The sequence below is a fragment of the Planctomycetota bacterium genome (assembly GCA_035574235.1).
Taxonomy (GTDB): domain Bacteria; phylum Planctomycetota; class MHYJ01; order MHYJ01; family JACPRB01; genus DATLZA01.
Map to the genome: position 1 here is coordinate 1 of DATLZA010000134.1, position 13,958 is coordinate 13,958.

The 13,958-nt window shown below is 68.0% G+C and carries 9 protein-coding genes and 1 pseudogene; 4 read left to right on the forward strand and 6 right to left on the reverse strand.

Features of this window, described 5'->3' with window-relative positions; translation table 11 throughout:
• On the reverse strand, positions 1-851 hold an 851-nt coding region (locus VNO22_12395; protein ID HXG62173.1), incomplete at its 3' end, for a hypothetical protein.
• A 155-nt stretch (positions 852-1,006) separates the two neighbouring features.
• On the opposite strand from VNO22_12395, the gene VNO22_12400 reads away from it, so the two are divergent.
• The 4 genes and pseudogenes from VNO22_12400 (at position 1,007) to VNO22_12415 (ending at position 5,521) form a co-directional block, all read left to right on the forward strand.
• A complete protein-coding gene (locus tag VNO22_12400) occupies positions 1,007-1,612 on the forward strand; it encodes a response regulator (protein ID HXG62174.1) in 606 nt (201 codons plus the stop codon).
• Between the two features lie 4 nt (positions 1,613-1,616).
• A complete protein-coding gene (locus tag VNO22_12405) occupies positions 1,617-2,762 on the forward strand; it encodes an ATP-binding protein (GenBank protein ID HXG62175.1) in 1,146 nt (381 codons plus the stop codon).
• Positions 2,759-3,194, forward strand: a pseudogene (locus VNO22_12410) (response regulator). The gene VNO22_12405 and the pseudogene VNO22_12410 overlap by 4 nt, the downstream one beginning before the upstream one ends.
• Positions 3,195-3,199: 5 nt before the next feature.
• Positions 3,200-5,521, forward strand: a complete 2,322-nt coding sequence (locus tag VNO22_12415) for a PAS domain S-box protein (GenBank protein HXG62176.1) — start codon at positions 3,200-3,202, stop codon at positions 5,519-5,521.
• Here VNO22_12415 and VNO22_12420 read toward each other — a convergent pair.
• The 5 genes from VNO22_12420 to VNO22_12440 form a co-directional block, all read right to left on the reverse strand.
• Complete coding sequence (locus tag VNO22_12420; protein HXG62177.1) at positions 5,518-7,872, reverse strand: adenosylcobalamin-dependent ribonucleoside-diphosphate reductase; 2,355 nt, start codon at positions 7,870-7,872, stop codon at positions 5,518-5,520. The two genes, VNO22_12415 and VNO22_12420, sit on opposite strands and share 4 nt — an antisense overlap.
• Positions 7,873-7,965: 93 nt before the next feature.
• Positions 7,966-8,709: a hypothetical protein gene (locus VNO22_12425; GenBank protein ID HXG62178.1), complete on the reverse strand. Its 744-nt coding sequence runs from the start codon at positions 8,707-8,709 to the stop codon at positions 7,966-7,968.
• A gap of 4 nt (positions 8,710-8,713) precedes the next feature.
• Positions 8,714-10,258: a glutamine-hydrolyzing GMP synthase gene (gene guaA / locus VNO22_12430; GenBank protein HXG62179.1), complete on the reverse strand. Its 1,545-nt coding sequence runs from the start codon at positions 10,256-10,258 to the stop codon at positions 8,714-8,716.
• A 74-nt stretch (positions 10,259-10,332) separates the two neighbouring features.
• On the reverse strand, positions 10,333-11,049 hold the full coding sequence (locus VNO22_12435; GenBank protein HXG62180.1) for a TIGR02253 family HAD-type hydrolase: 717 nt from the start codon (positions 11,047-11,049) through the stop codon (positions 10,333-10,335).
• Between the two features lie 56 nt (positions 11,050-11,105).
• Positions 11,106-13,760: a hypothetical protein gene (locus VNO22_12440; GenBank protein HXG62181.1), complete on the reverse strand. Its 2,655-nt coding sequence runs from the start codon at positions 13,758-13,760 to the stop codon at positions 11,106-11,108.
• Positions 13,761-13,958: the final 198 nt, after the last annotated feature.

Genomic DNA, 13,958 nt, shown 5'->3' on the forward strand with positions numbered 1-13,958 from the left:
TCGAGCGCGCGCAGAGCGGCGATCGGGTCGGCCGCCAGGCGCGTTTCGAAGTCGGCGGGCGCGGCGGAGGGGGCGGGGAGGCTTTTCCCGGCCGGGGCCTCGGCGGCGGTCGGCGGCGGGGGAGCGGGCCGTTCGAAGAAGACGTATTCCGGCCGCTCGGTCCGAAAGGAGGTCTGGAGGCGCAGGCGGCGCGCGCCGGCGGGGAGGTCGGAGTACCGCAGCCGGAAGGGCGGCCGGGCTTCGATCGCGCGCGGGGTCAAGGGCGTGCCGTCCTCGGCGATGAGGAGGAAGGACCCGGGGTCCAGGGGGGCGGCGTCGGGCTCGGAGGGACGCGCCTGGATTTCCAGCTCGAACGAGCGGTCCGGGCCGGGGCGGCCGGAAGGAACGATCTCCCAGCCTTCATACGGAACGGGGCGGCCCGGCGGGTGCACGCGCGGGGGCTCGTCCAGGCGGGCCACGGGCCGGCGGCGCCCGTCGGAAGCGGCCAGGTCGAGCGTTCGGACGTCCGCGGGGACGATGAAGGAGAGGGCCCCGGCGGCGGGGTGGCGCCGCACGTCCCGGAGGAAGAGCTCGCGGGCGTCGGCGGGGGAGCCGCGGTGGCGGCGACCCTGGTCGTCCACGAGGACGCACGTGTCGGCGGCGGAGGGGGGCGGGGAGGGGAAAAACAGGGTGATCCGCCGCACGCGGCCGGCGTCCAGGTGGTGGAGGCGGAAGGAGAGCGGCGGCGGGTCGGCGGGCCGATCCGCCGCGGCGGGGCGGGGCGGAGGCGCCGCCGGAGCCGAGGCGGAGTCCCCGCAGCCGAAGGCGGCCGCCAGGGTGACGGCGGCCAGCACGCGCGCGGCAAGCGCCATGGGCGGCATTCTCTCACACGACCTGCGGCGCGCCCCAAGAATTCTACGTCGCGGCGGGCCGGGCCGGGGGCCGCCGGGCGAAACGCGGCGGACGTTAGAATTGTTACGATATTTATGATTGTTATTTCCTTGGCATGCATTACAATAAGGTAGCTGTGAGGTCTTCCGAGACGCCCCGCAAGGAATTCCTGACGACCGGCGAGGTCGCCCGCTGGTGCGGCGTGAGCGCGATGACGGTGCTGCGCTGGATCCGGCAGGGGCGGCTGAAGGCGCACGCGCTGCCCGGCCGGGGGGATCGGAGAATCCGGGTCGAAGACTTCGTGGCCTTTCTCGAGGCGCACGGCTTTCCGGTGCCGCCGTTGGGCGCCTCGGGAGAAAAGCGCGTCCTCGTGGTGGACGACGATCCGGTGTCGGTGAAGGTCGTCTCGCGCATTCTGGAGCGGGAGGGCTTTCGGATGGACTCCGCGGCCGACGGGTTCCAGGCGGGCGCGAAGCTCTACTCCTTCGCGCCCGACCTCGTGACGCTGGATCTGTCGATGCCCGGGCTGGGGGGCCTTCAGGTGATCGAGTTCATCCGCCGGTCGCCCCGGCTCGCGGGCGTCAAGATCGTGGTCGTCTCCGGGATGCCCGAGAGCCAGCTCCGCGCCGCCCGGAAGGCGGGGGCGGACGCCGCGTTCCGCAAGCCCGTGAGGCCGGCGCTTCTCCTCGAAACCGTCCGCCGGCTCCTGGAAGGCGGATCGCAACGGCCGAAAGGAAGGTAGCTCCGTGACGGGATTCGACGTGGCGGCGTTCCGGAACGGCGCGGAGGCGCTCGGCTGGGAAATCGTCGACACGGTCCGCGACCCCCTTCTGGTGCTCGACCGGGAGCTGAGAGTGAGGACGGCGAACCGGTCGTTCTACCGCTTTTTCGGGATGTCGCCCGGGGAGGCCGAGGGGCGCCGGCTTCCGGAGCTGAGCGGCGGCCGGTGGGACCTTCCGTCGCTTCGTTCCCGCCTTGAGGATCTTTTCCGCAGTCACGGGACGTTCGACGATCTCGAGATCGAGGGGGAGTTCCCGGGGATCGGGCCCAGGACGCTCCTCCTCAACGCGCGCTTCCTGGCGCGGTCGGGCGTGGAGGAGGCCTACGTTCTTCTGGCCGTCGAAGACATCACCGACCGCCGGCGGGCGGAGCGGGCGCTGGAGGCGTACCGGGACCGCCTCGAGCGCGCCAACGCGGAGCTGGCCCGCTCGAACGCGGATCTGGAACAGTTCGCCTACGTCGCCTCGCACGACCTGCAGGAGCCGCTCCGGATGGTGGCCAGCTACACGCAGCTTTTGGAGCGCCGCTACAAGGACGCGCTCGACCAGGACGCGCGTGATTTCATCGCCTTCGCGGTGGACGGCGCCACGCGCATGAAGGCGATGATCAACGATCTCCTGGCGTACTCCCGGGCGGGGTCCGCGCGGGGTCCGCGGACGGAGGTTTCCCTCGACCGCGTGCTCGACGACGCGCTGGCGAACCTCTCCTCGGCGATCGCGGAGAGCGGGGCCGTGGTGACGCGGGATCCTCTTCCGCGGGTGTGGGGGGACGCCTCGCAGCTTCTTCTGGTTTTCCAGAATCTCATCAGCAACGCCGTGAAGTTCCGGCGCGGTCCGGGGGTCCGGATCCGCGTATCCGCTTCTGCGGGGGCGGGCGAGTGGACGATCTCGGTGGCGGACGACGGGATCGGGATCGATCCCTCCTTCTTCGGGCGTCTCTTCGTCGTTTTTCAGAGGCTCAACAGCCGGTCGGAGTTTCCCGGCAACGGAATCGGTCTGGCGACCTGCAAACGAATCGTCGAGCGGCACGGAGGCCGCATCTGGGTGGAGTCTTCGCCGGGCAAGGGCTCCACGTTCTTTTTCACCCTGCCCGCGCAAGGAGACCGCCCATGAACGGCTTGGAACCGGGAAAGCCCGTGGAGATTCTTCTCATCGAAGACAACCCGGGAGACGTCCGCCTGACGCAGGAGATCCTGCGAGAGACGAAGGTCCGCAACACCCTCCAGGTGGCCCGGGACGGAGTCGAGGGCGTGGACCTCCTCAAGCGCCGGGGTAAGTACGCGGCCGGACCTCATTCTCCTGGATCTCAACCTTCCTCGGAAGGACGGCCGCGAAGTGCTCCGGGAGGTGAAGGAGGATCCCGATCTCCGCAGGATTCCCGTGGTCGTCCTGACCACCTCCAAGAACGACGAGGATGTGGTTCGTTCGTACGACCTGCACGCCAACTGCTACGTCACCAAGCCCGTCGATCTCGGGCAGTTCATCACGGTCGTCAAGGCGATCGAAGGTTTCTGGCTGACGATCGTGAAGCTCCCGAGGGAATGACCGCCGTGGAGGTTCCGAATATCCGGATTCTGGTCGTCGACGACAACCCGGGCGACCTTCGGCTCGTGCGGGAGGCTCTGGCGGAGCCTCGATTCGGGCGGTTCGAGATCGTGGCGGCCGGGACGGTCGCCCAGGCCCTGGAGAAGCTTGCCGCGGAGGAGATCGACGCCGTTCTTCTGGATCTGGGCCTTCCGGACGGCGAGGGTCTGGAGACGTTGCGAAGAGTGTACGCGGCCGCGGCCCCCTTGCCGGTGATCGTCCTGACCGGACGGGAGGACGAGCAGCTCGGCCTTCAGGCCCTCCAGCACGGGGCGGAGGACTACCTGATCAAGGGAGCCACGGACGGGCACGCCCTGTCCCGCTCGGTCCGCTATGCGATCGAACGGAAGCTCTTTCTCAAGGCGCTGAGGTCCAGTCAGGAACGGTACCGCCTGATCGTGGAGACGGCGGAGGAGGGCATCTGGGTCACCGACCCGGCGGACCGCACGAGTTTCGTCAATCGGAAGATGGGGGAACTCCTCGGATACGCTCCCGAGGAGATGATCGGACGTCCGTTCTACGCGTTTCTGGCCCCCGAGGAGGAATCGGCGGTCCGGGCGCGCTTCGACCGCCATCGGCAGGGGGGGCGGGAGGGCTACGAGTTCCGCCTGCGCCGCCGGGACGGCGGGGAACTCTGGGTTCGATGCGCCGCGAGCCCGTTTTTCGACGGCGAAGGCCGGTACGAGGGGACGCTGGCCATGATCAGCGACCTTTCGGAGCGGCGCGGGCGGGAGCGGGCCCAGGCGGAACTTGCCTCGATCGTCAGTTCCTCCGAGGACGCGATCTATTCGAAATCGCTGGACGGCGTCGTCCGTTCCTGGAATCCCGGGGCGGAGCGGATGTACGGCTACCGCGCCGAGGAAATCGTGGGGAGCCCCGTCGGCGTTCTGGAGCCGCCGGATCGGCGGGGCGAATGGGCGTCCGTATTGGCGCGCCTGAAGCGGGGCGAGCGGATCGCGCCTTTTGAGACCGTGCGGCGGGCGAAAGACGGGCGGGAGGTCGAGGTGTTCGTCTCCGTCTCCGCGGTCCTGGACGCGGAGGGCCGTCCGGCGGGGGCCTCGGCGATCGATCGGGACATTTCGGAGAAACGCAAGCTGGAGCATCAGCTCCGGCAGGCTCAGAAGATGGAAGGGATCGGGAGGCTGGCGGGCGGGATCGCCCACGACTTCAACAACCTCATCACGGTCATCACCGGATACGCCTCGGCCGCTCTCGAAAAACTGGATCCCGGGGCGCCGGCCCGCGAGGACCTCGAGGAGATCCGGAAGGCCGGCGAGCGGGCCGGAACGCTCACGGCGCAGCTTCTGGCCTTCAGCCGCCGCCAGATCCTTTCCCCGCGCGTGACGGACCTGAGGAGCATCGTCGAGGGCATGGAGAAGATGCTTCGCCGGCTGCTGGGGGAGCGGATCGCCATACGAACGTCGTTCGATTCCGACCTCGGACTCGTTCGGGTCGATCGCGGCCAGATGGAGCAGGTTCTTCTCAATCTCGCCCTGAACGCGCGCGACGCGATCGCCGGTCCGGGGACGCTCACGATCGACGTCCGCAACGTGACCCTGGACGGAGACTTCGAGGCGGCCCATCCCGGCGCCCGGTCGGGCCCGCACGTCTGTCTGGCGGTTTCCGACACCGGCTGCGGAATGGATGCGCCGACGCTGGCGCACCTTTTCGAGCCGTTTTTCACGACGAAGGAGCCGGGGAAGGGGACGGGGCTCGGCCTGGCGACGGTGTACGGGATCGTCAAGCAGAGCGGGGGCTACATCGGCGTCGAGAGCCGCCGCGGAGCCGGAAGCGTCTTCCGGATCTACCTGCCCCGGGTCGAGGCCGAGGGCGCTCCGTCCGAGGAGACCCGGCGGGTGGAGCGCCTCGGGGGAGACGAAACGATCCTCGTCGTCGAGGACGAGCGGGCGGTGCGTCTCCTGGCGGTGCAGATTCTGAAGCGGAACGGGTACTCGGTTCTGGAGGCCGGTGACGCCGCCGAGGCGATGGCGCTTCTGGCGGGCCGGTCCGAGCCGATTCACCTGATCCTGACCGACATCGTGATGCCCGGGCCGAGCGTCCACGAGCTGATTCGCGCGGCCCGGGACCGTCTGGGCGAAGTGAAGGTGCTTTACATGACGGGGCACAGCGAGGATGAGCTTCTTCGCGAGCAGGTGAGCCGGAACGTCCGCCGCGTCCTCCGGAAGCCCTTTTCGCCGGGCGATCTCCTGCGCCAGGTCCGCAAGGCCTTGGAGGAGGAGTCTCGGACGCCGGACGGCGCGGGGTCGCCGCGGCGCGCGTCCGGCTAACAGCGGCTGTACCCGCAGGGGCAGCGCACGCAGGCCTCTTCGAAGCGCAGCGGGGATCCGCAGTCGGGGCAGAAAGCTCCGGTTTCCCGGGCGGGCGATTCCGGCGGCTTCCCGAGGTCGCGCAGGAGCGCGCGGCCGACGGCGTCCGGGAGGGATTTCACCCAGCCTCCCTCGAAGGGCACCGGCTGCGAAGTGATGCCGAGAAGCTGCCGGGCGATGTCCTCGGGGGGAACGCCGTACGCCAGGGACGTCGAGATCACGCGGCTCAAGGCCTCCGTGAGGGCGGCCACGTCGCTTCCGCACTTTCCGAGACCGGTGAAGACTTCGCGGGGTCCCTTCGAATCGCGGGTGATCGTGATGTAGGCGTGGCCGAGGTTCGTGGGGTAGCGGTAGCGCACGGCCGGGGCTTCGCGGGGGACGGGTCGGCGGGCCGCGGCGGCGCCCTGATCCGCACGGGCGGCCGCTTCCGGGGAGAGCGCCATCGGCTGCTCGGCGCGGGAGCCGTCGCGATAGACGGTGATCCCCTTGAGTCCGAGCTCCACGGCCAGGTCATAAACCCGCCGGACGTCCTCGGGGCGGGCGTCCCGGGGAAGGTTGACGGTCTTGGAGACGCCGTTGTCGGTGAACTCCTGGAAGGCGGCCTGCATGCGGACGTGTCCTTCGGGGGGCACGTCGTGGGCGCAGGCGAAGATCTCGCGCCACGGGGCGGGGATCTCGGGGATCCCGCGGCAGCTTCCTTCGGCCAGAAGCCGCTCGAAAAGCTCCGGCGAGGCGAAGCCTTCGCGTTCGGCGACCTCGCGGAAGTAGGGATGGACTTCGAGGAGGCGTTCGCCGTCGAGGACCTGGCGGACGAAGGCGAGGGAGTAGAGGGGCTCGATGCCCGGCGAGCAGCCGGCCAGGATCGAGATCGTTCCCGTGGGGGCGACGGTCGTCACCATCGCGTGGCGCATCGGGGCGGGGGCGGAAAAGTAGGGATGGCCCGCGGTCCAGGCGCTGTCCGGGTAGTTGGGGAAGGGCCCCCGTTCGCGCGCCAGGTCCATGGAGGCCTTCCAGGCTTCCTCCTTGACGAACCGCATCAGGGTGCGGCCGAGCGCCAGGGCGGCCGGGGAGTCGTAGCGCACGCCCAGAAGAAAAAGCATGTCCGCCCAGCCCATCACGCCGAGGCCGATTTTCCGGTTGCCGCGCACGATTTCCTCGATGCGCGACTTGGGGTAGACGTTGACGTCGATGACGTCGTCGAGGAAGCGCACGGCGAGGTGGATGGCGTCCGCGAGGAGTTTCCAGCGGATGCGGCTTTCGGGGGAAGAGGCCCGTCCGGCGGCGCCCTCGGCGGGTTCGACGAAGCGCGCCAGGTTGATGGAGCCGAGGTTGCAGGCTTCCCAGGGGAGCAGGCTCTGCTCGCCGCACGGGTTGCAGGCCTCGATGTCGCCCAGGCGGGGGGTGGGGTTGAAGCGGTTGACGCGGTCGATGAAGAAAAGCCCCGGTTCGCCGGACTCCCAGGCGCGGCGGACGATGAGATCGAAAAGTTCCCGGGCGGTCCATTCGTGGTCGCCGTATCCGACCAGTTCGCCGTGGGCGTCGCGGATCTTCTCGCGCAGGGGCAGGGCGCGTCCGGTATGAGGTTCGACGACGACGTGCTTGAGGTTTCCGCGGACGGCGCGGAGGAATTCGTCGGTGACGGCCACGGAGAGGTTGAAGTTGGCCATCTCGCGCGGGTCGGCCTTGAGGTTGACGAAGTCGAGGATATCGGGGTGATCGACGCGGAGGATGCCCATGTTGGCGCCGCGGCGGAAGCCGCCCTGGTGGATGGCGTCGGTGGCGGCGTTGTAGACGCGAAGGAAGCTGACGGGGCCGCTGGCGCGGCCGCCGGTGGAGGCGACGAGCGCGCCTTCCGGACGCAGGCGGGAGAAGCTGAAGCCGGTGCCTCCGCCGGTCTGGTGAATGGCGGCCGCGGAGCGCAGCGTGTCGAAAATCCCTTCGTCCTTGTCGTCGGTGATGGCGTCGGCGACGGGCAGGACGAAGCAGGCGAAGCACTGTCCGAGGGGCCGGCCGGCGTTCATGAGGGTGGGGGAGTTGGGGAGGAATTCCAGGCCGGCCATGAGGCGGTAGAAGCGTTCGGCGGTCCGGGCGACGCGGTCGTCGTCGGCTCCGTAGAGGCGTTCGGCCTGGGCGACATGGACGGCCACGCGCCAGAAAAGCTCCTCCGGGGTTTCGGCGGGGCGGCCTCGATCGTCCTTGCGGAGGTAGCGCTTTTCGAGGACCCGGAGGGCGTTTTCGGACAGTCGGACGTCCAGGGCGGGGCGCGGCAGGCGCCGCGCCGCGGGAAGGGTCCCTTCCGGGCGCTCGGGCATCGCGGTTTTCCTTCTGAAGCCCAAGGATTTGGGTTTCAAGCGGGATTTTACCACAAGGGGTGGGGGGCCGCAAGGCGGGGCGGCTTTGCGGCGTCAGCGCGGGGTGAAGCTCGTGTGGCAGGCGGGGCAGCGGACGCGGCCGGTGGTATCGAGAGCCTCTTCGAAGACGTTTTCGCAGATGACGCAGGTGACCTTGACGGTGCGGGGGACGGCGGGCATGCGCCGGGTTTCGGGGCGCAGGGGGGCGGGGAGCTCGCTTTTGACCATGCGGAAGACCTGAGTCGCGAATTCCGCGTCGGTGCGGATGGAGTCCGAGGGCTTGCCTTCCTGGAGGGGGCCCTTGCATCGGGGGCAGGCGACGCTCTTGTTGCGGGAAAGGGTCAGGACGGTGAAGGAGAGCCGGCAGGCGGGGCAGTGCATGATCTTCTTGAGCTGCCGGGCCAGGAGCGTTTTGACCTGGTCGGCGGTGAGATAGCCCCGGGCGATCATGATCTCGCCGAGGGACCGGGTTTCGCCGGGCTGGGCCTGGAGGCGCAGGCATTCGTTGACCTGATCCAGGGTGGCGAGTCCCTCCCGCACGGCGAGTTTGCCGAAGAGGATGTCCTCCTTGCGGCGCTGGGAAGCGGGGTCCACGGCCTGCAGGTTCTCTTTCTGGGCGCGCAGGACCTCGGCGTGCTGCTCGGGGGTCAGATAGCCCTTGTAGAGGAGGATTTCCCCGAGGGGCGGGGCGGGATTTTCCTGGGCCTGGAGGCGCAGGCATTCCTGGATCTGCTCGGCGGTGCAGAATTTCCGGGCGAGGGCGATCTTTCCGAAGAGGAGATCTTCGTCGGCCGGCACGGGGTTACTCCCATTCAATGGTGCTGGGCGGCTTCGACGTGATGTCGTAGACCACTCGGTTGACGCCTTTGACCTCGTTGACGATGCGGGAGCTGATTGCGGCCAGGACGTCGTGGGGGACGCGGCTCCAGTCGGCGGTCATTCCGTCGAGGCTCTCCACGATGCGGACGGCGACGGTTTCCTGGTACGTGCGTCCGTCGCCCATGACGCCGACGCTTCGGACGGGGAGCAGCACGGCGAAATACTGCCACAGGCGGTCCTGGAGCTTGGCCTTTTCGATCTCGTGGACGACGATGTCGTCGGCTTCGCGGAGGATCTCGAGCCGTTCGGGGGTGACGGGGCCGACGCAACGGACCGCCAGGCCCGGGCCGGGGAAGGGCTGGCGCCGGACGAGTTCCTCGGGGAGACCCAGCTCGCGTCCGATGCGGCGGACTTCGTCCTTGAAGAGGAACCGGAGCGGCTCCAGGAGCTTGAAGCCGAGTTCCTTGGGGAGTCCGCCCACGTTGTGGTGGGTCTTGATCTTGGCCGAGGGGCCGCCGTGGGCGGAGCGGGACTCGATGACGTCCGGGTAGAGCGTCCCCTGGGCCAGGAACTTGACCTGTTTGAGGGGGCGGGCGGCCTGCTTGAAGACCTCGACGAAGGTATGGCCGATGCGGGTGCGCTTGATCTCGGGGTCGGTGACGCCCTTGAGGGCCTTGAGGAAGCGGGCGGCGGCGTCCACGACCACGAGGTTGACGTGCATGCGCCGCTCGAAGAAGTCGCGCACCTTTTTGGCTTCGCCCTTGCGGAGGAATCCGTTGTCCACGAAGACGCAGGTGAGGCGGTTGGAGACGGCCTTGTGGACGAGGGCGGCCACCACGGCCGAGTCCACGCCGCCGGAGAGGGCGCACAGGACGTGGTCCTTGCCGGCGGTGCGGCGGATTTCGGCGATGGCGTTGTCCACGTAGGACTTCATTTCCCAGTCGCCGCGGCAGCCGCAGATGGCGTAGAGGAAATTCCGCAGGATCTGGGCGCCGAAGGGCGTATGGTGCACCTCGGGGTGGAACTGGACGCCGTAGAAGGGGCGCTTCTTGTGCCGGACGGCGGCGGTGGCGCAGTTGCGGGTGCTGGCCAGGACGTCGAAGTCGCGCGGGTTGGCTTCCACGCGGTCCCCGTGGCTCATCCAGACCTGGGTATCGTGGGGAACGCCGCGGAAGAGGCGGTCGCCGTTCTTGACGGTGATGTCCGTGCGGCCGTACTCGCGGTCGGCGGCGGGGCTCACCTTGGAGCCCAGAAGCTTGGCTCCGAGCTGCATGCCGTAGCAGATGCCCAGGACGGGGACGCCGAGCTCGAAGATGCGGGGGTCGCAGGTGGGGGCGCGGCGCTGGTAGACGCTGGCGGGCCCGCCGGAGAGGATGATTCCCTTGAGGCGGTGCTTCTTGAGCTCGTCGGGGGAGACGTCCGGCGGGAGGATTTCGCAGTAGACGCTCGCCTCGCGGGTCCGCCGCGCGATGAGCTGGGTGTACTGCGAGCCGAAGTCGAGGATCGCGACGTAGTCGTTATCGGGCATGCCGGGGGATCCCCACCAAGAGCGGAAGCGGCCGGAAGCGCGGGAAAACGTGAGCCAAGGAACCTATCCCCGTTTCAGACGCGTACATTAAAGTCTTTCCGCAGCACCGTCAAGAGTTCTTTGAAGTTCTTGAGCGTGTAGGTGGGCTTCGTGCGCCCCTGTTCGGGCGCGTGCTTACCGCGGCGGACGTGGACGGTGATCATGCCGAGCGCGTTGGCGGGATCGACGTCGTGGGTGGGGTGGTCGCCGACGTACATGGTTTCCCGCGGGGCGACGCCCACCTCGTCGCAGGCCCGCTGGAAAAGTTTCGAGTTGGGCTTGGAGATTCCGATCTGGTCGGAGATGAAGATGGCGGTGGGGGTGAAGTAGTCGTAGAGGCCCAGCCGCAGGAGTTTGTCGGCCTGTTTCACCTCGAGGCCGGCGGTGATGACGCCGCGGACGAGGTCCGTGCGGGCCAGGCGTGCCAGCACCGGGGGGACGTCGGGGTAGGGACGCAGCTGGTGGAATTTGGCGTCGTGGTAGGCCTGGACTCCGGCGGCCACGAGAATGGCGGGATTGACGCCGTCCCAGGAGCGCCGCGGCAGCCGCAGGAGGAGCTTGTCGAAGTGGTGCTCGTGGTTGGAGGAGAATTCGGCGATCACTTCCTGGAGTTCCCGGAGGATGTGCTCGGTGGGCAGGCGCAGGCCCCGGCGGCGCATGGCCTCCACGGCGGCCCGGCGGGCCTTGGAGGCGAAGTCGGTGGTGGAAAAGAGGGTGTCGTCGATGTCGAAGAAGACCGCCTTGAGGCTCATGGCCGCAAGATCGTAACCGAGCCGGGAGGGGGAATCAAGGAACCCCGGCGGGCGGCTTAGAACTGGCGGTCTTCGTGTTCGGCCAGGTCGATGATCTCCGGCGTCACCAGCATGAGCAGGCGCCGTCGTTCATCCGCCTTGGATTTCCGGGTGAAGAAGAAGTTGAGGACCGGGATGTGCTCGAGGAACGGCACCCCGGACTGCATGTCCTTCATCAGGAGATCCTTGAAGCCCGAGACGATCAGGGTTCCGCGGTCGGGGACCTGGACGGTGGTTTCGGCCTTCTGGAGGACCACCCAGGGAAGCTGCAGGAGGATATTCAGGCCGGGACGAATGTTTACCGTCCGCATGGTCTGCAGCTGCGCCAGGGAGGGCCGCAGTTCGAGGGTTACGTACTTGCGGTCGTTGGACACGATGGGCCGCACGTCGAGGACCACGCCGTGGGTGAGGATGCCGATGATGGGGTCGTAGGCCGCGGCGAGGGTCGAAACCTGGGGTTCGTAGTCCTGAATGTAGGCCACCTGGGTCAGGAACATGACGTGGGAGCGTTGCGTGTTGAAGACCGTCACGCGCGGCGCCTGAACGAGCGTGGCCTTGAGGCCCTTGTGGAGGGCCCGGAGGGCGATCTGGAGCGCCTGTTCGCCGATCCACTGGTACTGAAGCCCCAGGCCGCCCTGGCTGACGAGGCGGTTCTGAAGGGGGTCGATGCCGATGCCGGTCAGGGGGTCGAACCGCAGCAGCGTGTGGAACGTCTGCGCCCGCAAATCGTAGGATTCCAGCCGGGCCGACTCGTTGGTCGTGAAGCCGGGGCCGATCTGGGCGCTGGGTTCGTTGATCGAGGGGGTGTTGGGCTGACTGAGGCCGCCGACCCCGGTGTAGTCGATGCCCGGCAGCGACTGGTTGGCGCGGTTGATGATGTCCACGCCGACGTCGTCGAGGAAGTCGTCGTAGGCGGCCACGAACCGGCAGGTCACCGAAACCATGGTGCCCGTGTAACTGCGGAGCTTGCCCAGAAACTCCCGGAGCTCCCGGTGGACCTTGGGGGGGGCGTTGACGAGGAGCTGCTGGTTGGGGGTTTTCTCGATCGTCTGGTCCCCTTCCCAGGTGTTGGGGGCGATGTTTTCCTTGATGAGGTCGACGATCTGCTCCTCGCCGACGGAGGACTCCCGCGGCTCGTCGAGCGTGAAGGTCGCCCCCGTCAGCGCTCCGCCGCCCTGGGCCGAGGGGGACACCAGCTCCACTTTGGGGCCGGCGAAGTCCTGAAGCTTCACGAGAATGTCCCGGATGTCGTGCAGCTCCAGGACGTTGCCGCCCCCGGCGCTCTTGGGGTCGGTGATCAGGACCACCTTCTCTTCCGTGATCCGGTAGTCCAGGCCCACCTGACTGAGGAGAAGCTTCAGGACGTTGCGCAGCGTCGCGTCTTTGAGCTTGAAGTTGAGCGTCTTGGCCGGATCGATGTTCGCGAGGACGGCCCCGTCGATGTGGATGTTGAGCCCCGAGAAGTCCCGGATGAAATCCAGGATGTCCTGGAGCTTCGTCTCCTCGAAGGCGAGATCGATTTTCATCGTGTCGAGCTTGCGCTCGATGGCCAGGATGTCCGGATCCTCCTCGCCGCGGGTTCCGCCCTCGGTCTTGATGACGCTCTCGGTGATGCGCTTGGAGATTTCCGCCCATTCTTCGCGGGAGGGAAAGCGGACCGACTGGGAATACGGGATGACCGCCTCCTCGTCGTCATCCGTCAGCTGCTTCCAGTGTTCGACCTTCTTGGCCAGGATGTTGAAGTACTCTTCCTTGTGCCGGGTGCGCTGGGCGTCCTCCTTGAGCTCCTTGGCGACCGTGTAGTGGGGGTCGATGAGAAGGATTTCGTCGCAGAGCTTGATGCAGCGGTCGAACTTCTTCTGGTCGAAGGCCATGTAGGCCAGCTCCAGGAGATGGGCGATCTTGCGGGTGACCTCCCGCCGGTAGGCGATGTCGTGGGCGGCGGCCTCGGCCTCCGCGGCCTTGCGCTTCTCCTCTTCGACGCGCTTTTCCTCCTCGATCTTGGCGTTACGGGCCTTGACGATCGCCTCCCGCACGCGGGGGAGGAGGTCGTTCATGGCCTTCACCTCGTAGGGGATGTGGACGATTTTGAATTCGGCGTTTTCGAGTTCGCGGATCGCCTCGTCGTACATCCGGGCGTTGAAGTAGCGCTCGCCCTCGCGGATGTGGCGCGTGATCTCGATCTGAGCCTGCTCGATCTGGACGCGGAAGGCCTGGACGCTCTGGTCGGCGATGGACCGGGCGCCGAATTCGGCGCGCCCGCCGACCAGCATCTGCTGGATGTCGGCCAGAAGCTTGCGCGCGGCGAGATTTTCGGGCCACACCTGGAGCGCCTTTTCGGCCTCGACGCGGGCCTTTTCGAAGTCGCCCCGGTCGTGGTAGCGCAGCGCCACCTCGTAATGCTGCTGGGAGGCCACGCGCCGCTGCTGCTCGTCCCGCGAGCCTCCGCGGGCCAGCTCCTGAGCGATCTTCTCCATTTCCGGCGTGGTGGCCTGGATCGTGAGGGGCTTCTTCTCGGGCTCGGGCGCGGGAGGAGGCGGCGCCGGCTCGGTCTGAGCGGGCGGTTCCGGCGCGGGTTCCTCGGGCGCGGGCTCGGACGTGCTGCACCCGATTCCGGCGGCCAGGGCCACCGCCCCGATCGCGGCCGACAGCCGAAGAAGGCGATGCGTCATGATTCCCATCCTCCACGCGGTCCCGGCCGAGACGCCGGAACTATCTAGGAGACGAAGGAGACGGGCCAAACCCTGCACGATTCTACAGGAAGCAGGAGGGGGCGCAAGAAAAAGAGAGAAGGCGACGCCGGGGGCAAACGGGACGGCGCGGGATTCGGCCTCCGTGCGGCGCCGCGGCCGGAAGGTCGGAAAGAAAAA

What these genes read in the sequence shown, in the direction of transcription:
- VNO22_12440 (HXG62181.1), bottom strand. Translation starts at nt 13,760, where the DNA reads ATGACGCATCGCCTTCTTCGGCTGTCGGCCGCGATCGGGGCGGTGGCC.
- VNO22_12420 (HXG62177.1), bottom strand. Translation starts at nt 7,872, where the DNA reads ATGCCCGAGCGCCCGGAAGGGACCCTTCCCGCGGCGCGGCGCCTGCCG.
- VNO22_12435 (HXG62180.1), bottom strand. Translation starts at nt 11,049, where the DNA reads ATGAGCCTCAAGGCGGTCTTCTTCGACATCGACGACACCCTCTTTTCC.
- guaA (HXG62179.1), bottom strand. Translation starts at nt 10,258, where the DNA reads ATGCCCGATAACGACTACGTCGCGATCCTCGACTTCGGCTCGCAGTAC.